The sequence below is a fragment of the Chromatiales bacterium genome, from assembly GCA_014762505.1.
GTDB lineage: Bacteria > Pseudomonadota > Gammaproteobacteria > SpSt-1174 > SpSt-1174 > SpSt-1174.
Genome location: JABURS010000043.1, coordinates 369,977 through 386,634, shown reverse-complemented (window position 1 = coordinate 386,634; position 16,658 = coordinate 369,977). Strand labels below are relative to the sequence as shown.

At 67.8% G+C, this 16,658-nt stretch carries 18 protein-coding genes; 12 read left to right on the top strand and 6 right to left on the bottom strand.

Annotated elements, in window-relative coordinates:
• Positions 1–7 precede the first annotated feature (7 nt).
• From prmC to HUJ28_13625, 6 genes are all read left to right on the top strand, one after another.
• Positions 8–859 (top strand): peptide chain release factor N(5)-glutamine methyltransferase, encoded by an 852-nt coding sequence (gene prmC, locus HUJ28_13650; protein MBD3620512.1) that lies wholly within the window; start codon positions 8–10, stop codon positions 857–859.
• 61 nt (positions 860–920) lie between these two features.
• Positions 921–1,337: a hypothetical protein gene (locus HUJ28_13645; protein MBD3620511.1), complete on the top strand. Its 417-nt coding sequence runs from the start codon at positions 921–923 to the stop codon at positions 1,335–1,337.
• 134 nt (positions 1,338–1,471) lie between these two features.
• Positions 1,472–2,791, top strand: a complete 1,320-nt coding sequence (locus tag HUJ28_13640; protein MBD3620510.1) for a CBS domain-containing protein — start codon at positions 1,472–1,474, stop codon at positions 2,789–2,791.
• A 29-nt stretch (positions 2,792–2,820) separates the two neighbouring features.
• Positions 2,821–3,744 carry a response regulator gene (locus tag HUJ28_13635; GenBank protein ID MBD3620509.1) on the top strand — a complete coding sequence of 308 codons (924 nt, stop codon included), beginning with the start codon at positions 2,821–2,823 and terminating at the stop codon, positions 3,742–3,744.
• Between the two features lie 57 nt (positions 3,745–3,801).
• The gene (gene moeB, locus HUJ28_13630; GenBank protein ID MBD3620508.1) at positions 3,802–4,593 is read left to right on the top strand and encodes a molybdopterin-synthase adenylyltransferase MoeB; all 792 of its coding nucleotides are present in this window, start codon (positions 3,802–3,804) and stop codon (positions 4,591–4,593) included.
• A gap of 113 nt (positions 4,594–4,706) precedes the next feature.
• Positions 4,707–5,996 (top strand): serine/threonine protein kinase, encoded by a 1,290-nt coding sequence (locus HUJ28_13625; GenBank protein ID MBD3620507.1) that lies wholly within the window; start codon positions 4,707–4,709, stop codon positions 5,994–5,996.
• 35 nt (positions 5,997–6,031) lie between these two features.
• On the opposite strand, the gene HUJ28_13620 is transcribed toward HUJ28_13625, so the two are convergent.
• From HUJ28_13620 to gatC, 5 genes are all read right to left on the bottom strand, one after another.
• Entirely contained in the window at positions 6,032–6,613 is a 582-nt protein-coding gene (locus HUJ28_13620; GenBank protein ID MBD3620506.1) for an NAD(P)H-dependent oxidoreductase, read from the bottom strand.
• A 9-nt stretch (positions 6,614–6,622) separates the two neighbouring features.
• Positions 6,623–7,495: an Hsp33 family molecular chaperone HslO gene (hslO, locus tag HUJ28_13615; GenBank protein ID MBD3620505.1), complete on the bottom strand. Its 873-nt coding sequence runs from the start codon at positions 7,493–7,495 to the stop codon at positions 6,623–6,625.
• 75 nt (positions 7,496–7,570) lie between these two features.
• The gene (gatB, locus tag HUJ28_13610; protein MBD3620504.1) at positions 7,571–9,010 is read right to left on the bottom strand and encodes an Asp-tRNA(Asn)/Glu-tRNA(Gln) amidotransferase subunit GatB; all 1,440 of its coding nucleotides are present in this window, start codon (positions 9,008–9,010) and stop codon (positions 7,571–7,573) included.
• A 46-nt stretch (positions 9,011–9,056) separates the two neighbouring features.
• Positions 9,057–10,511, bottom strand: a complete 1,455-nt coding sequence (gatA, locus tag HUJ28_13605) for an Asp-tRNA(Asn)/Glu-tRNA(Gln) amidotransferase subunit GatA (protein ID MBD3620503.1) — start codon at positions 10,509–10,511, stop codon at positions 9,057–9,059.
• A gap of 48 nt (positions 10,512–10,559) precedes the next feature.
• A complete protein-coding gene (gene gatC / locus HUJ28_13600; protein ID MBD3620502.1) occupies positions 10,560–10,847 on the bottom strand; it encodes an Asp-tRNA(Asn)/Glu-tRNA(Gln) amidotransferase subunit GatC in 288 nt (95 codons plus the stop codon).
• A gap of 226 nt (positions 10,848–11,073) precedes the next feature.
• Here gatC and HUJ28_13595 point away from each other — a divergent pair, with 226 nt between their 5' ends.
• The 3 genes from HUJ28_13595 to mreD are packed head-to-tail and all read left to right on the top strand — an operon-like array spanning position 11,074 to position 13,520.
• On the top strand, positions 11,074–12,120 hold the full coding sequence (locus HUJ28_13595) for a rod shape-determining protein (protein MBD3620501.1): 1,047 nt from the start codon (positions 11,074–11,076) through the stop codon (positions 12,118–12,120).
• A gap of 21 nt (positions 12,121–12,141) precedes the next feature.
• Positions 12,142–13,038 carry a rod shape-determining protein MreC gene (gene mreC, locus HUJ28_13590; protein MBD3620500.1) on the top strand — a complete coding sequence of 299 codons (897 nt, stop codon included), beginning with the start codon at positions 12,142–12,144 and terminating at the stop codon, positions 13,036–13,038.
• Positions 13,035–13,520 (top strand): rod shape-determining protein MreD, encoded by a 486-nt coding sequence (gene mreD, locus HUJ28_13585; GenBank protein ID MBD3620499.1) that lies wholly within the window; start codon positions 13,035–13,037, stop codon positions 13,518–13,520. Before mreC ends, mreD begins: the two co-directional genes overlap by 4 nt.
• 18 nt (positions 13,521–13,538) lie before the next feature.
• Here the strand turns inward: mreD and HUJ28_13580 are convergent, their stop codons facing one another.
• Positions 13,539–14,384, bottom strand: a complete 846-nt coding sequence (locus HUJ28_13580; GenBank protein ID MBD3620498.1) for a ChaN family lipoprotein — start codon at positions 14,382–14,384, stop codon at positions 13,539–13,541.
• A gap of 276 nt (positions 14,385–14,660) precedes the next feature.
• Between HUJ28_13580 and HUJ28_13575 the strand changes: the two genes are divergently transcribed.
• From HUJ28_13575 to rnd, 3 genes are all read left to right on the top strand, one after another.
• The gene (locus HUJ28_13575; GenBank protein ID MBD3620497.1) at positions 14,661–15,068 is read left to right on the top strand and encodes a sel1 repeat family protein; all 408 of its coding nucleotides are present in this window, start codon (positions 14,661–14,663) and stop codon (positions 15,066–15,068) included.
• A gap of 133 nt (positions 15,069–15,201) precedes the next feature.
• Positions 15,202–15,498: a DUF1244 domain-containing protein gene (locus HUJ28_13570; GenBank protein MBD3620496.1), complete on the top strand. Its 297-nt coding sequence runs from the start codon at positions 15,202–15,204 to the stop codon at positions 15,496–15,498.
• Positions 15,499–15,505: 7 nt separating this feature from the next.
• The gene (rnd, locus tag HUJ28_13565; GenBank protein MBD3620495.1) at positions 15,506–16,654 is read left to right on the top strand and encodes a ribonuclease D; all 1,149 of its coding nucleotides are present in this window, start codon (positions 15,506–15,508) and stop codon (positions 16,652–16,654) included.
• Positions 16,655–16,658: the final 4 nt, after the last annotated feature.

The window sequence follows — 16,658 nt, the reverse complement described above, 5'->3', positions numbered from 1 at the left end:
CGACGAGATGAGCGACAGCGAACACACCCTGGGCACCCTGCTCGCCGCCGCCGCCGCGCGGCTCGCCCCGACCAGCGAGTCGGCGCGGCTGGATGCCGAGCTGCTGCTCGCCTACGCCCTGGACCAGCCGCGCAGCCACCTCTATGCCTGGCCCGACAGGCCCGCCACCGACGCCCAGCGCGCCCTGTTTGCCGAGCTCGTCGAGCGCCGGGCACAGGGCGAGCCCGTGGCCTACCTGACCGGCACGCGTGAATTCTGGTCCCTGCCCGTGCGCGTCACCGCCGACGTGCTCATTCCCCGCCCCGAGACCGAACTGCTGGTGGAACTCGCCCTGGCGCACCTGCCCGACAGGCCGCAGCCAGTCATCGCCGACCTCGGCACCGGTTCGGGCGTGATCGCCCTGGCCCTGGCCCGTGAGTGTCCGCGCTGCCGTATCGTCGCCACCGACCGGTCGGAGGGCGCCCTCACCACCGCGCGCCTCAACGCCGAGCAGCTCGGGCTCCGGCACATCGAGTTTCGTCTCGGCAGCTGGTTTGGCCCACTCGCGGGCGAGTGCTTCGACCTCATCCTCTCCAACCCGCCCTACATCGCCGAGGGCGACCCGCACCTGGAACGCGGCGACCTGCGCTACGAGCCACGCGGCGCACTGGTGAGTGGCCGCGACGGCCTCGACGACCTGCGCGTGATCGCGCAGAATGCCCGGCGCCACCTGCACCCGGGCGGCTGGCTCATTGTCGAACACGGCTACGACCAGGGCGCAGCCGTGCGCAAGCTGCTGGAACAGGAGGATTTTTCCGCCGTAGAAACCCGGCACGACCTGGCCGGCGTGGCGCGCGTCACCCTCGGCCGGCATGACTGAGCCCGTCACACAACCCTGCAAAAAGTCTTGATTTTGCCCCGCCCCGGTCTAGGATGGAGCCATGACCGACGAGATCGCGGACGTCATCAAGCACCGGGAGATCGGCTTTCGCGGCCCCCATCCCGATGCCCGTCAGGCACACAGCGCCACGCTGCTGCTGCACGACGTCGACGGCATCATGCACGTGAAGCCGCTGGACGACGTGCGCATCGCCGTCTCCTACGACCTGCGCAAGCTCACCCTGGCCGAACTCGAGGCCGCCCTGCAGGAGATCGGCTTCCACCTCGACAACGGCGTGATCTACAAGCTCAAGCGCGCCCTCTACGAATACACCGAGACCGTGCAGCGCGAGAACCTCGGCCTGGGCCGCCCCGCATGCACCGGCAACTGCGCGCAGAAACTCTTCATCAAGCAGTATCGCGACCGCCGCCACGGCTGCCAGGACGACCGCCCGGAGCACTGGCGCCGCTACCTGTAACCCCGCCGCTTCATCAGCACATAAGAATTCTGTAATACACGGCCGCTAGACTGTCGGCTGTCGATGCCTCACGCGCATCGACCACGGACAGCCATAACAAGAACCGACGGAGAGTCGGAATGCGACCGGACAGCATGAACCCGCAGACACAGACAGAGACCCGCCGACAGGACACCATTGCCAGCCTGCGGCTCGACATCGAGCCCGTGACGCCGCGCCACACGCTGGACGAGGTCAGCCAGCTGTTTCTCACCGACCGCTATGCTCACCTGCTGTCGCTGCCGGTGGTGGACGAGCAGGCCCGTCCCGTCGGCACGGTGAGCCGCTACGCCCTCATGCAGGTCTATCTGAAACACTACGGGCGCGAACTCTACGGGCGGCGACCGGTGACCGAGCTGATGAACCCCGCACCGCTGGTGGTCGCCTTCCACGAGCCGCTCGAGTCCGCCGCCCAGCACGTCGCGCGCAACATCCCCCACCCCATCACGGAAGACTTCATCGTGGTGGAGGATGGCCGCTACCGCGGCATGGGCATCGTGCTCGACCTGCTGCGCGCCATGGAGGAACGCGTGGCCGCGCAGACCACCGCCCTGCAATCCGCCTACCGCGACCTCAAGCGCTCGCAGGCCCACCTGGTGCAATCGGAGAAGATGGCCTCGCTCGGCCAGATGGTCGCGGGCGTCGCCCACGAGATCAACACGCCGCTCGGCTACGTGAAGAACAACCTGGAGATGACCCACGAGGTCATCCGCCAGGCCCACCAGCTGGTGCGCGGCTACCAGGACGTGGTGCTGCTGCTGATGGACGAGGATGCCGATCCCGACACCCTGCAGACCCGCCTCGGCACGCTCATGACCCTGACCGAGACGCTGGACGACGAGACCTTCGAAGACGTGCTGCAACTGCACCAGGACAGCCTGTTCGGCATCGAGCAGATCGCCGAACTGGTGCTCAACCTGAAGAACTTCTCGCGCCTGGACATGGCGAAGACCGAGGACGTGAACCTCAACCAGTGCGTGGAGAGTGCGCTGCTCATCGGCAAGAACGTGATCAAGAACCGCGCCCAGGTAGTCACGCGACTCGACGACCTGCCGCCGGTGACCTGCAGCCCCTCGCAGCTCAACCAGGTCTTCCTCAATCTCATCACCAACGCCGCCCAGGCGATGGACGAACCCGGCGCCATCCTCATCCGCAGCTGGTTCGACGACGCGTTCGTGCATGTCTCGGTACACGACAACGGCAAGGGCATGCCGAAGGAAGTGGTCGAGCGCATCTTCGACCCCTTCTTCACCACCAAGCCGGTGGGGGAAGGCACGGGTCTCGGCCTTGCCATCTGCTACCAGATCATCGAACAGCACGGCGGGCGCATCCGCGTCGCCTCCGAGGAAGGCCGCGGCACCAAGTTCGTCGTGAGCCTGCCGCGCAGCCAGGCCGCCCTCGCCCGGGCCAGCTGAAATCGCGCACAACGACAAGGAGCCCCAACATGACGGACAAGCCGAAGATCCTGTTCATCGACGACGAAGAACGCATCCTGCGCACGCTGAAGATGCTGTTCCGTGGCAGGTTCGATGTGCACACCACCATGGACCCCGAGGAGGCCTTCGCGCTGGTGCGCCGCGAGCAGATCGACGTGATCGTCAGCGACCAGCGCATGCCGAAGATGTTCGGCGCCCAGGTGCTTGCGCAGGTGAAGGAGCTCTCGCCCCATACCATGCGCATCCTGCTCACCGGCTACTCGGACATGGAGGCCGCCATCGAGGCGGTGAACCAGGGCGAGATATTCCGCTACGTCAGCAAGCCCTGGAATCCCGAGGACATCGTCGCCACCGTCAGCGAGGCCGCCGCCATCGCGCAGGACCTGGCCCGGGCCGCGGCCGAGCCGGCCGTGGACATCCTGCCGCCCATGCCGGACCTGCTGGTCATCGATGACGACCCGGCCACCGTCGCCCTGGTGCAGCAGATCGTCGGCGGGGAGGCGATGGTGCATCATGCCGCCACCCCCGAGGCGGCCTTCGAGCGACTGGCGAGCGAGGACATCGCCATCGTGATCACCGAGCTGCGCGTGGCCGGCCAGGACATCAGTGCGGCCATTCACCAGCTCAAGCAGTACAAGCCGGACGTGCTCAGCATCGCCCTCACCTCGTTCACCGATACCAACGCGCTCATCGACCTGATCAATCACGGACAGGTGTATCGCTTCCTGCCCAAGCCCGCCAACCGCGCCCTGCTCGAACGCGCCATCCAGGCCACACTGGCCCAGCATCGCAAGCTCGTCGCCAGTCCCGCGCTCGTGCGCCGTCATCAGCCACAGCGCCAGGAGGACAGCGCGATGCGCAACGTCCCGGCCGGCATCCTCGGCTTCATCGACCGGTTGCGCGCCCAGGCACAGGCACGCATCGGCCGTTGAGCCAGGCGGCAAGTTAACCCTTGCAGTGCGGCGGACAGGCGTTAAGCTTGTCCGACCATGCAAGACGCCGACCTCCTCCGCTACAGCCGCCAGATCCTGCTCGCCGATGTCGGCCTGGAGGGACAGCAGCGCCTGCTCGACGCCCGGGTGCTGATCCTCGGTGCCGGCGGCCTGGGCTCTCCGGCCGGCATGTATCTCGCCGCCGCCGGCGTCGGCCAGATCACGCTCTGCGACTTCGATACCGTCGACCTCAGCAACCTGCAGCGCCAGATCGCGCATACCACGGCCGACATCGGCCGTCCCAAGGTGGACGCCATGGCCGACCGCCTGCACGCACTGAACCCACGGGTGACGGTAAGGCGCATCGACCGGCAACTGGACACAGAGGCACTGCAGGCCGCCGTGAGCGGGGTCGACCTGGTGCTAGACTGCAGCGACAACTTCCCCACCCGCTTCGCCCTGAATGCCGCCTGCGTCGCCACCGGCACCGCGCTGGTCTCGGGTGCGGCGATACGCCTGGAGGGACAGGTGGCGACCTTTCTCAACCAGGGCACGGGTCCCTGCTATCGCTGCCTGTATCGGGAGGAGGGGGAAGTGGAAGACACCTGCAGCACCACGGGCGTGCTCGCCCCGGTCGTGGGTGTGATCGGCTCGCTGCAGGCCACCGAGGCGCTGAAGGTACTGACGGGACTGCCCTCGCTGGACGGCCAGCTGCTGATCGCCGACCTCAGGACCATGGATTTTCGCCGCCTGCGGCTGCGCCGCGACCCGGACTGCCCCGTCTGTGGCCGGCAGACACGCCAGGCGCCCTCACCGACCCACAACCCGCAACCGTCCGACCGCACATGAATGCAACCCTGACCAGATGGCGGAATCATCTGACCCGGAGTGTAACCGGTGCGAACCAGGCACTGCGCCAGAGTGCCCGGCAGCTGGCAGCCATCCGGCGCAGTCCCCACGCCGTGCTCTACTGGCTGCGCACGGCCCGTGCTGCACAGGTCGCCCTCCTCGCCACCGTGCTGCTCATGCCGACGATCGTCCCCGCGGGCTCGGACTGGCTGATGGAGAAGATCTACCAGCCGGTCAAGGCCAGGCACCTGTTCGGCCTGGTGCAGACCGACCGGCAGAATCCGCTGCTGGAGACGCGGCAACGGCAGGCGCGCATCATTCTCTGGCTCGGCGCCGGCGGGCTTGTCATCGTCCTGCTCATGCGCCGCCTGCCCGGGGCACTCACCGAACTTCGAGCCAGGGCACGCGAACTGGAACAGGAGGGCGACCGGCTCCTCAAGTCCCAGCCCTCCAGGACGCTGCACAGTTATCAAGCAGCGCTGGCGATCAACACAGACCCGGAACACATGCGCCTGCTGCGCGCCAAGCTCGCCAGTCTCGACGAGGACCTCCGCTGGCAACAAACCGGCTCGGCGGCGACCGGTACCGGCGGGGAGACACGCGTCGGCGACCGCTACCGCATCGGGCGGGAACTCGGCCGCGGGGCCATGGGCGTCGTCTATACCGCACACGACCTGCGACTCGAGCGGGATGTCGCCCTCAAGCGCATGGCCGACCCCGCGCAGGACTACCAGATGTCGATGCGCTTCAAGCAGGAGGCGAAGGCCCTGGCCAGGCTGAACCACCCCAACATCGTGCAGGTCTACGACGTGATCAGCGACCAGGGCTTTACCTGGATCGCGATGGAGCTGGTGAAGGGGCGGGAACTGGGCGAGCGGATTGCCGACCGGGGCGCGCTGGACACGGGTGACATCCTGCGGCTCGGTAACCAGCTCACCTCGGCCATGGCCTATGCCCATGCGCGCGGCGTCATCCACCGCGACTTCAAACCGGCCAACGTACTCATCGACGAGCACGGCACGGCGAAGATCATGGATTTCGGCATGGCACGGCTTGCACACCAGAGCGGTTACACCGTCTCGGGCACGCTGATCGGTTCACCGGCATACATGAGCCCGGAACAGGGCGAGGGAAGAGCGGCAGACGAGCGATCGGATATCTATGCGCTGGGCATGACGCTTTACGAGATGGCCACGGGAAGCGTGCCCTTCGAAGGGGACACGCTGGTTTCGATGCTCGTCCAGCATGCCACCAGGACAGCCCCCGCACCCGACAGCGTAAACCCGGCGGTTCCACCTGCCCTGAGCGAACTCATTCTGCACATGATCGCCAAGGAACCCGGCGACCGGCCCGGCAGCATGGATGAGGTCAGGACGCGTCTCGAATCGATCGAGGCAGGCTGAGCCCCGATCTTGCCGCCTCCCCTGAGCGCGACCGGCTAGAAGAAATCGCAGACGAACTCGACCGTCTCGTCCAGCATCCGCCGACGCCCCTCCTCGCCCGCCACGGGCACGCCCATCAGCACCTGATGCGCCGTGTCCTGGATGCCGCAGAACTTGAGCGTGCCCTCGGTCACCGGGTGCACCAGCAGGGTCTCGATGTCCATGCCCTCGAAATCGAAGTCAGTGCCGCCGGTGGTCATGATGACCGCCGCCTTCTGCTGCGTGAGCAGGCCGACTGCGCCGTCCTCGCTGTAGTCGAAGGCGAAGCCGCGGGTGAGCACGCGGTCGAACCAGCCCTTGAGTATGGCCGGGCGGTCGAACCACCACACCGGGTAGACGAACAGCAGCCCGGTGGCCCAGCGCAGCATGTCCTGCTCGACGGCCACGTCGTCGGCGAGCTTGCCGACGTTGATGTCGACGAGGTCGTTGCCGCTCAACACCGGATCGAAACCCATGGCGTAGAGATCGCGTACGCGCACCTGGTAACCCTTGTCCACGAGGGTGGCCTGCACGCGCTCGAGAATGGCGTGGTTGAAGCTGTCGGGATTCGGATGGGCGTAGACGATGAGGATGTTCATTATTGGAACCTAGTGTCGCGTGGGCTTCACCGGTGGCCGATCGGCGGCGGCGAAGATCTGTTCGATATCCACCGCATCGAAGTGATAGCGGGCGTTGCAGAACTCGCAGGTGACATCCACCTGGCCCTCGTCCTCGAGGATGCTGCGCGCCTCGTCCGGGCCGAGCCCCAGGATCATCTCGGCGACCCGCTCGCGCGAGCAGCCGCAGCGGAAGCTCACCGGGTCGCGCTCGAACAGGCGCACGTCCTCCTCGTGATAGAGGCGATGCAGCACCTGCCGGGCGCTCAGGGTCAGCAGCTCCTCGCGCGTGACCGTTTCGGCCAGCGTGACCGTGCGGTTCCAGGCATCGCTGTCCACCTCGTGGCCCGGCATGCGCTGCAGCAGCAGACCGGCGGCGGCCGTGCCGTCGGCGGCCAGCCAGAGCTGGGTGGGCAGCTGCTCGGAGCGCTCGAAGTAGTCGCGCAGCGACTCGGCCAGGCTCTCGCCCGCCAGCTCCACCACCCCCTGGTAGCGCTCCATGCCCTCACCCGGATCGATGGTGATGACGATGCGCCCGTTGCCGAAACGGCTGACGAGGTCACCGGCCGGCACCTCGCCATTCCAGCGCGCCAGTCCGCGCAGGGTGTGGCCGGAGGTGGCCTGCACCACCAGCATGCCGATGGGCCCGTCACCGGAGACCTGCAGGATCAGCGAGCCCTTGAACTTGATGGTGGCCGCCAGCAACGCCACGGCGGCCAGCGCCTCGCCCAGGGTCTCGCGCACCACGGGCGGGTAGTCGCCACGCTCGAGCACCGCCTGCCAGGTGGCGTCCAGGTGCACCCACTCACCGCGCACGTTGGTGTGCTCGATGAGGAAGCGTTGCAGGGAATCGCGCTCGCTCATGGCAGTAAGCGTGAGGGGCGAGGCGTCAGGCGTGAGACGGAAGGCAAGGCCTTCCCGCGCCTGATGCCTCTCGCCTCAACCCCCCTTCAGTTTCTCGGTGAGGATGGCGTTCACCTGGCCCGGGTTCGCCTTGCCCTTCGATTCCTTCATCACCGCCCCGACGAAGAAGCCGATCAGCTTGTCCTTGCCGGCACGATATTGCTCGACCTGGGCCGGGTTCTCGGCGATCACCTTGTCGCAGATGGCCTCGATGGCGCCGGTGTCGGTGATCTGCTTGAGGCCCTTGCTCTCGATCACCTCGTCGGCCGTGCCCTCACCGTTCCACATCGCCTCGAACACGTCCTTGGCGATCTTGCCGGAGATGGTGTTGTCCTCGATGCGTTGCAGGAGCTGGCCGAGCATCTCGGCGGTGACCGGCGCCCCGGTCACGTCCCGGTTGTCCTTGTTGAGGAAGGCGGAGAAGTCGCCCATCACCCAGTTGGCGGCGAGCTTGGCGTTGCCGCCGCAGGCCTTGACCACGGCCTCGTAGAAGTCGCCCATCTCGCGGCTGGCGGTGAGCACGCCGGCATCGTAGGCCGACAGGCCGTAGTGCGTCATGAAGCGGTGCTTCTTCTCGTCCGGCAGCTCCGGCAGGGTCGCGCGCACCTTGTCGATGAAGGCCTCGTCGATGTCCAGCGGCAGCAGGTCCGGGTCGGGGAAGTAGCGGTAGTCGTTCGCCTCTTCCTTGCTGCGCATGGAGCGCGTCTCGCCCTTGTCCGGATCGTACAGGCGCGTCTCCTGCACGATGGAGCCGCCGCCCTCGATGATGTCGATCTGGCGCTCGACCTCGTAGTCGATGGCGCGCTCGACGAAGCGGAAGGAGTTGAGGTTCTTGATCTCGCAGCGGGTGCCGAACTCGTGCTGCCCCTTCGGGCGCACCGAGACGTTGGCGTCGCAGCGGAAGGAGCCTTCCTGCATGTTGCCGTCGCAGATCTCGAGGTAGCGCACCAGGGCGTGCAGCTTCTTCATGTAGGCCACCGCCTCCTTGGCCGAACGCATGTCCGGCTCGGAGACGATCTCCAAAAGCGGCGTGCCGGCGCGGTTGAGGTCGATGCCGGTCATGCCGGCGAAGTCCTCGTGCAGCGACTTGCCCGCATCTTCTTCCAGGTGCGCGCGGGTGACGCCGATGGTCTTGGTGCTACCGTCCTCGAGCTCGATCTCCAGCGAACCCAGGCCCACCACCGGCAGCTCGAACTGCGAGATCTGGTAGCCCTTGGGCAGGTCGGGATAGAAGTAGTTCTTGCGGGCGAACACCGAACGCGGCGAGATGGTCGCGCCGATGGCCAGACCCAGCTTCACGGCCATGCGCACGGCCTCGGCATTGAGCACCGGCAGCACGCCCGGCAGCCCCAGGTCGACGGCACAGGCCTGGGTGTTGGGTTCGGCACCATAGGCGGTCGACGCGCCGGAGAAGATCTTGCTCTTCGTCGCGAGCTGCGCGTGGATCTCAAGCCCGATGACTGTTTCCCATTCCATTTGTTCTAGACCTCTTACTAACGTGAGGGGTGAGGCGCCTTACGCCTCACGCGAATCCCGTGGGTGCGCGTTCGTGCCAGTCCGTCGCCTGCTGGAACCGGTGGGCGACGTTGAGCAGGCGTGCCTCGTCGAAGTAGTTGCCGATGATCTGCAGACCGACCGGCAGACCGCCGACCTCGCCGGCCGGTACCGACATGCCCGGCAGGCCCGCCAGGTTCGCGGCGATGGTATAGATGTCGGACAGGTACATGGTGACCGGGTCGTCGGCCTTCTCGCCCACCTTGAAGGCGGTGCTGGGCGAAGACGGCCCCATGATCACGTCCACCTGCTCGAAGGCCTTGCGGAAATCGTCGCTGATGAGGCGGCGGATCTTCTGCGCCTTGAGGTAGTAGGCGTCGTAGTAGCCGGCCGACAGCGCATAGGTGCCGATCATGATGCGGCGCTTCACCTCGGCGCCGAAGCCCTCGCCGCGCGAGCGGGTGTAGAGATCGACCAGGTCCTTCGGCTCCTCGCAGCGGTAGCCGAAACGCACGCCGTCGAAGCGCGAGAGGTTGGAGGAACACTCGGCCGGGGCCACCACGTAGTAGGCGGGCACGGCCAGGTGGGTATTGGGCAGGCTGATCTCGACCACTTCCGCGCCGAGCCTCCTGTACTCGTCGATGGCCGCCTCGATGGCCTGCGCCACGTCGGCGTCCAGGCCCTCGCCGAAGTATTCCTTCGGCAGACCGATCTTCAGGCCCTTGAGGTCGTTGTTCAGCGCGCCGACGTAGTCGTCCACCGGGCGGTCGATGCTGGTGGAGTCCCTCGTGTCGAAACCGGCCATGGCGCCGAGCAGGATGGCGCAGTCCTCGGCGGTACGGGCCATGGGGCCGCCCTGGTCCAGCGAGGAGGCGAAGGCGATCATGCCCCAGCGCGAGACGCGGCCGTAGGTGGGCTTGAGGCCGGTGATGCCGCACAGCGCCGCCGGCTGGCGGATGGAACCGCCGGTGTCGGTGCCGGTGGCGGCCGGCGCCAGGCGCGCGGCCACGGCCGCGGCCGAACCGCCGGAGGGGCCGCCGGGCACGCGCGCGGTGTCCCAGGGATTCTTCACCGGGCCGTAGAAGCTGGTCTCGTTGGAGGAGCCCATGGCGAACTCGTCCATGTTGGTCTTGCCCAGCGTCACGGCACCGGCGGCCTGCAGCCGTTCGACCACGGTCGCGTCGTAGGGCGCGACGAAGTTGTCGAGCATGCGCGAACCGCAGCTCGTGCGCACGCCGCGGGTGCAGAAGATGTCCTTGTGAGCGATCGGCACACCGGTGAGCGGGCCGGCATCACCGGCCTTGATGCGCGCGTCGGCCGCCCGGGCGGCGTCCAGGGCATGTTCCGGCGTCACGGTGATGAAGGCGTTGAGCTCGACGTCGAGGGTCTCGATACGGTCGATGAAGTGCTGCGTGAGCTCCACGCTGGAGACCTCGCCCTGCTGGAGGGCGGCGGCGAGCTCGGCAATCGTCTTGTTATGCATGGCTGGCAAACATCCGGTCGGTTGAATCGGCAGGGCGGACGGCGCGCGTCACTCGATGACCTTGGGCACGAGGTACAGGCCGGCCTCGGTGGCCGGCGCGTTGGCCTGGAAATGCTCGCGCTGGTTCTCCTCGGTCACCTCATCGGGGCGCAGACGCTGGGAGGCGTCCTGCGGATGCGCCATGGGCGCCACGCCGTCGGTGTCCACACCATTCATCTGCTCGACCAGGTCGAGGATGTGACTGAGGTTGTCGGCATAGGCCGGGATGTCACCCTCCTCGATGCGCAGGCGGGCGAGGTGAGCGATCTTCTCGATGTCTTTCGGGCCCAGTTCCATTCCGGAATCTCCACTGGTCTTCGAACGCGGTGAAAGCCGGCAAAAATACCATATCCGACCCGCCCCCGGCCATCGTGCCGGCCACGCGGCGGCCAGGTCGTGCATGACACAGCCCACAGTTCGCGCAAACGGCCCGGCGGCGCGCCTTGCCCAATGCCCGACCCGTTGCTAAAGTAGCCGCTTCGCTCGGGCTGCACCCCTTATTCTCTCGGATTGACGGACCACCATGTTTGATTCCCTCTTCGGCTTCCTGTCCAACGACATCTCGATCGACCTCGGCACCGCCAATACGCTGATCTACATGCGCGGCAAGGGCATCGTGCTCAACGAGCCTTCCGTGGTCGCCATTCGCCAGGACCGCGGCCCGGGTGGCCCCAAGTCCATCGAGGCCGTGGGCATCGAGGCGAAGAAGATGCTCGGCCGCACGCCCGAGAACATCACCGCCATCCGCCCGATGAAGGACGGCGTGATCGCCGACTTCACCTATACCGAGAAGATGCTGCAGCACTTCATCAAGAAAGTGCACCAGAGCCGCCTGTTCCGTCCCAGCCCGCGCGTGGTGGTCTGCGTGCCCTGCGGCGCCACCCAGGTCGAGCGCCGCGCGATCCGCGAATCCGCCGCCGGCGCCGGCGCCCGCCGCGTGTATCTCATCGAGGAACCCATGGCCGCCGCCATCGGCGCCGGCATTCCGGTGGACGAGGCCCGCGGCTCCATGGTGCTGGACATCGGCGGCGGCACCTCCGAGGTGGCGGTGATGTCCCTCAACGGCATCGTCTACTCGGCCTCGGTGCGCATCGGCGGTGACAAGTTCGACGAGGCCATCATCAATTACGTGCGCCGCAACTACGGCATCCTCATCGGCGAGGCCACCGCCGAGCGCATCAAGCACGAGATCGGCTCCGCCTATCCGGGCCAGGAGCTGCTGGAAGTGGAAGTGAAGGGCCGCAACCTCGCCGAGGGCGTGCCGCGCAGCTTCACGCTGACCAGCAACGAGGTGCTCGAGGCCCTGCAGGAACCCCTGTACGGCATCGTCAGCGCCGTGAAGACCGCACTGGAGCAGACCCCGCCCGAACTCGGCGCCGACGTGGCCGAGCGCGGCATCGTCCTCACCGGCGGCGGCGCGCTGCTGCGCGATCTCGACCGCCTGCTGATGGAAGAGACCGGCATCCCCGTGGTGATCGCCGACGACCCCCTCACCTGCGTCGCCCGCGGCGGCGGCAAGGTGCTGGAGATGATGGACGAACAGGGCACCCACTTCCTCGCCGTGGAATAACCCCACCGGGGAGCGGTCACCATTAAGCAGTCACTCTTCGACCTTGGCCCCTCCCTCACCGCCAAGCTGGTGGTGTTCATGGTGCTTTCCCTGGGCCTGATGACCCTGGATCACCGCTTCGGCCATCTGGATCGCATCCGCAGCGTGCTGGAGGTGGCCGTGGCCCCCATCCAGTACGTGGTCAACCTCCCCTTCGCGGCCAGCGACTGGGCCAGCGACAGCCTCGCCACCCGCGACACCCTCCTGGAAGAGAACCGCCGCCTGCACCGGGAGCAGCTGCTGGTGCAGGAAAGGCTGCAGCGCCTGGAAGGCCTGCAGCAGGAGAACACCCGGCTACGCGACCTGCTGGAGGCCTCGCAGCGCCTCGAGCAGCGCGTGATGGTGGCCGAGCTGCTCTCGGTGGACCTCGACCCCTACAAGCAGGAAGTCCTCATCAACAAGGGCTCGCGCCACGACGTGCGCATGGGGCAGCCCATGATCGATGCCCGCGGCGTCATGGGACAGGTGGTACGCGTCAACCCGCTGCATGCCACCGCCATTCTCATCTCCGATCCCAGCCATGCCCTGCCCGTGCAGGTGGCACGCAATGGCCTGCGCACCCTGGCCGTGGGCACCGGCAGCCCCGAACGGCTGGAACTGCGCCACATCCCGAACAGCGCCGACATCGAGGTGGGCGATACCGTCAGCACCTCGGGGTTGGGCCAGCGCTTCCCGCCGGACTACCCGGTGGCCGAGGTCACCGCCGTGGAACGCGTCCCGGGCGAGCCCTTCGCCCGCGTGGAGGCCCGTCCGCTGGCCGGTCTGGACAGCAGCCGCGAGGTCCTGCTGGTGTGGACCGGCGAGATGCTGCTGGACGAGGCCCCGGCCGCTGACGCGCAGCAGGCACCGGGCACCGCCCCGACGGAGGCGCCGCAATGAGCGAGTTCCGCGAGCGCCCCTGGATCATCCCGATCACCTTCCTCGCCGCGCTGATGCTCAGCGTGGTGCCCATGCCCGAATGGGCGGCCCCGCTGCGGCCGGAGTGGGTGGCCATGACGGTGATCTACTGGGCCATGGCCCTGCCCGGGCGCATCGGTGTCGGCATCGGCTGGGGGATGGGCCTGGCGCTGGACGTGCTGAAGGGTGCGGTGCTCGGCCAGCATGCCCTGGGCCTGGCCGTCGCCGCCTACCTCGCCATCAAACTGCACCAGCGGGTACGCGTCTATCCGCTCTGGCAGCAGGCCGTCTCCATCGGCGCCATGATCGCCCTGCACCTGCTGCTGGTGCTGTGGATCTATGGCATCACCGGCCACGAGGCTGCCAGCTGGGCCTACTGGGGCCCGCTGGTCACCAGCATGCTGCTCTGGCCCTGGGTCTTCCTGCTGCTGCGCGACCTGCGCCGCCGCTGCTGCCTGCGCTGAAGCGGCTGACCCGCGGCATCAATCCGTGTCCGCGGCCCCTTGCCTCCGGAACTGCTCGCAGGGGTCGGGCCGCGGCGCGCGCGTGGTGAACCAGAGGTAGTCGAAGGCCCCGCCCTCGAGGTAGTCGGCCACCGGCCGCTCGCCGTCCACCTCCACCAGCCGCACCACCGCCACTTCCAGCCCCGGCTCCCGGGCCGCCAGGTAGACCGGCACGCCGTAGTCGCGGCGCACGTGCTGGGCGCCGGCCACCAGGATCACCCCGTCGGCCAGCCGCGTCAGCAGGCGGTCGGCCAGCACGGCGTCGCGGGCCCGCTGCGCGGCCAGCATCCCGGGCAGCAGGTCTTCCGGCAGGGCGTGGCAGTGCGAGTCGCGCAGGGCGCCGACCAGGCGCGACTCGGCCTCGGCCGGCCACACGGCACCCAGGGCCAGCCGCGCCCGCTCCTGTGCACCGAACAGGGCCTCGCCGCCCTCGCGCATCACCCCCCCGGCCTCCGCACGCGACAGGTTGGCCGCCACCGGAATCACCTCGGCCTCGTGCATGGCCGCCACCACCGGCCGGTACTGGTCGGCGCCCCAGCCGCGCTCGTCGAACCCCATGGCCTCGAGCACGGCCTCCACCCCGGCCCCCTCGCGCCACAGGTGGTCGAGTTCGGCCTGCTGACCACGATCGAGCATCTCCAGGGCCACGGCGTCATGACGCCCCATGCGTACCAGGGCGAGGATGAGTTCGGCCTCGATGGCATGGTGGCGCGGGTTGTCATGCACCTCGCCGATCAGCACCACCGGCGCGCGCGACAGGCGCCGCTCCAGGGCATCGGGCTTCAGCGCACGCCCGCCACGCACGTCCCAGATCAGGTCCGGCACGGCGGGAACGGCCCCGGGCGACGGCGACGCCCCCCCGCAGCCGGCCAGCGCAAGCAGCAGCACGGCAACAACGATGCATTGGAGAACTGTTTTTCCAGACACAACAGAAACTTGAACCATGTCCACCTCGACTGGGCAGGGCATCACAGGGGGTTCGTGAAGCCTATCAAAGAAACGGCAGGTCGTGCCGTATTCGCCTTGTAATGCACGCGGGCTCTGCAATGCTTCGCTACAGGAACAGGCCAGACCACTCACCCAGACCACAGGACGTGCCCCATGAAGATGCTGACCCCCATCCTGCTCGCGGGCCTGGTGGCGCTTGCCGCCCCGGCGCTGGCGGAAGACCAGGCCTTCGCGGACCCGGCCGACCAGTTCAACAAGGCCCTGCACCACCTGCTCGGCAGCCAGGGCGAGGAGAAATCGCCCGAACGCGCCGTCGAACTCTTCCGCGACCTCGCCGAGCGCGACTTCGCGGCCGCCCAGCACATGCTGGGCACCCTGTATGAAAAGGGGAACGGCGTCGACCAGGACCTGGCCGCCGCCTGGTACTGGTACCAGCGCGCCGCCAACAACGGCTTCGCCTCCTCGCGGTCGCGGCTGGAACGCATCGACCGGCAACTATCGGATACCCAGCGTCAGGACGCCACGCGCCAGCTCGTCGCCCAGGGGGACGAGGTCTTCTGACGCCCGACCGGGCAACACTCCTCTCCCTTATCGCACCCTCCGTGGTGCGATTTTTTTGTCCCCGGCGAACCCCGGGGCCTCCAGCTGTTAACATAGGCCCGCAAAATCGTTCGCTCCCCCGAGGAAACACCCCATGGATCAGCAAACCCGTACCGAACTCGAGGCCGCCGCCTTCCGTCGCCTGGTCGAACACCTGCGCGAACGCAGCGACGTGCAGAACATCGACCTGATGAACCTGGCCGGCTTCTGCCGCAACTGCCTCTCCAAGTGGTATCGCGCCGCCGCCGAGGAGCGCGGCATCGAGATGGATTACGAGCAGGCCCGCGAGATCGTCTACGGCATGCCCTATGCCGAGTGGAAGGCGAAGTACCAGCAGGAGGCCAGCGCCGAGCAGCTCGCCGCCTTCGACCAGAACCGGCCGCAGGACTGATCCGCCGATGTCCGATATCCGCTACATCGACGATGCCGCCGCCCTCGCCGCCTTCTGCGACGAGCTGCGCGGCGTGGACTGGCTGGCGCTGGACACCGAGTTCATCCGCGAGAAGACCTACCATGCGCGCCTGTGCCTGGTGCAGATCGGCACGCCCGAGGTGATCGCCTGCATCGACCCGCTGGCCATCGAGGACCTGACGCCGCTGTTCGCCCTCCTCAACGATCCGGCCACGCTGAAGGTGCTGCATGCCGCGCACCAGGACCTGGAGATCTTCCACCAGCTCTCCGGCCAGGTGCCCACGCCGATCTTCGACACCCAGATCGCCGCCGCCGTGCTCGGCCAGGGCGAGCAGATCGGCTACGGCAAGCTGGTGCAGAACGCGCTGGGGCTGGAGCTCGACAAGTCGCATGCGCGCACCGACTGGGCGCAGCGCCCGCTGGACGAGGACCAGCTCAACTACGCCGCCGACGACGTGCGCTACCTAGCGCAGATCTACCCGCAGATGCGCGCCACGCTGGTCGAGCTCGGCCGGCTGGACTGGCTGGACGAGGACTTCGCCCAGCTCAGCGCCGAGTCGCGTTTCGTCACCGATCCGGACGCGATGTGGAAGAAGATCAAGGGCGTGCAGTTTCTCAAGGGCGCGCAGCTCGCCGTGCTGCAGGTGCTCGCCGCCTGGCGCGAACGTCAGGCCATGGAGAAGGACAAGCCGCGGCGCTGGATCCTCAGCGACGACGTGCTCATGGACCTCGCCCGGCGCATGCCCGCGGACGAGAAGGGCCTGGCGAAGATCCGCGCGCTGGAGCCGCGCATCATCGAGCGGCGCGGCCAGACCCTGCTCGGGCTCATCGAGACGGGCCGCGCCCGGCCGAAAGGCGAATGGCCCGAACTCGTCCTGCGCGACCGGCTGCCGCCGGCGCAGGAGCCGCTGGCCGATGCCGCCATGGCGGTGCTGCGCCAGAGCGCACTCGACGCCGACATCAGCCCCGGCGCGATCGCCTCGCGCAAGGACGTGGAGGCCGTGATCCTGGGCGATACCGACAACGCCCTGCTGCACGGCTGGCGCGGCAAGCTCGCCGGGCGGGCCATACGGGCGTTTCTCGACGGGGAACTGACACTGGCCGCGGACAGCGGCCGGCTGACGATGAAGCCCTGACGGC

Bases quoted from the DNA above. Each gene is read 5' to 3' on its own strand.
- prmC (MBD3620512.1), top strand. From the start codon at position 8: ATGAGCGACAGCGAACACACCCTGGGCACCCTGCTCGCCGCCGCCGCC.
- HUJ28_13645 (MBD3620511.1), top strand. From the start codon at position 921: ATGACCGACGAGATCGCGGACGTCATCAAGCACCGGGAGATCGGCTTT.
- HUJ28_13640 (MBD3620510.1), top strand. From the start codon at position 1,472: ATGAACCCGCAGACACAGACAGAGACCCGCCGACAGGACACCATTGCC.
- HUJ28_13635 (MBD3620509.1), top strand. From the start codon at position 2,821: ATGACGGACAAGCCGAAGATCCTGTTCATCGACGACGAAGAACGCATC.
- moeB (MBD3620508.1), top strand. From the start codon at position 3,802: ATGCAAGACGCCGACCTCCTCCGCTACAGCCGCCAGATCCTGCTCGCC.
- HUJ28_13620 (MBD3620506.1), bottom strand. From the start codon at position 6,613: ATGAACATCCTCATCGTCTACGCCCATCCGAATCCCGACAGCTTCAAC.
- hslO (MBD3620505.1), bottom strand. From the start codon at position 7,495: ATGAGCGAGCGCGATTCCCTGCAACGCTTCCTCATCGAGCACACCAAC.
- gatB (MBD3620504.1), bottom strand. From the start codon at position 9,010: ATGGAATGGGAAACAGTCATCGGGCTTGAGATCCACGCGCAGCTCGCG.
- gatA (MBD3620503.1), bottom strand. From the start codon at position 10,511: ATGCATAACAAGACGATTGCCGAGCTCGCCGCCGCCCTCCAGCAGGGC.
- gatC (MBD3620502.1), bottom strand. From the start codon at position 10,847: ATGGAACTGGGCCCGAAAGACATCGAGAAGATCGCTCACCTCGCCCGC.
- HUJ28_13595 (MBD3620501.1), top strand. From the start codon at position 11,074: ATGTTTGATTCCCTCTTCGGCTTCCTGTCCAACGACATCTCGATCGAC.
- mreD (MBD3620499.1), top strand. From the start codon at position 13,035: ATGAGCGAGTTCCGCGAGCGCCCCTGGATCATCCCGATCACCTTCCTC.
- HUJ28_13575 (MBD3620497.1), top strand. From the start codon at position 14,661: ATGAAGATGCTGACCCCCATCCTGCTCGCGGGCCTGGTGGCGCTTGCC.
- HUJ28_13570 (MBD3620496.1), top strand. From the start codon at position 15,202: ATGGATCAGCAAACCCGTACCGAACTCGAGGCCGCCGCCTTCCGTCGC.
- rnd (MBD3620495.1), top strand. From the start codon at position 15,506: ATGTCCGATATCCGCTACATCGACGATGCCGCCGCCCTCGCCGCCTTC.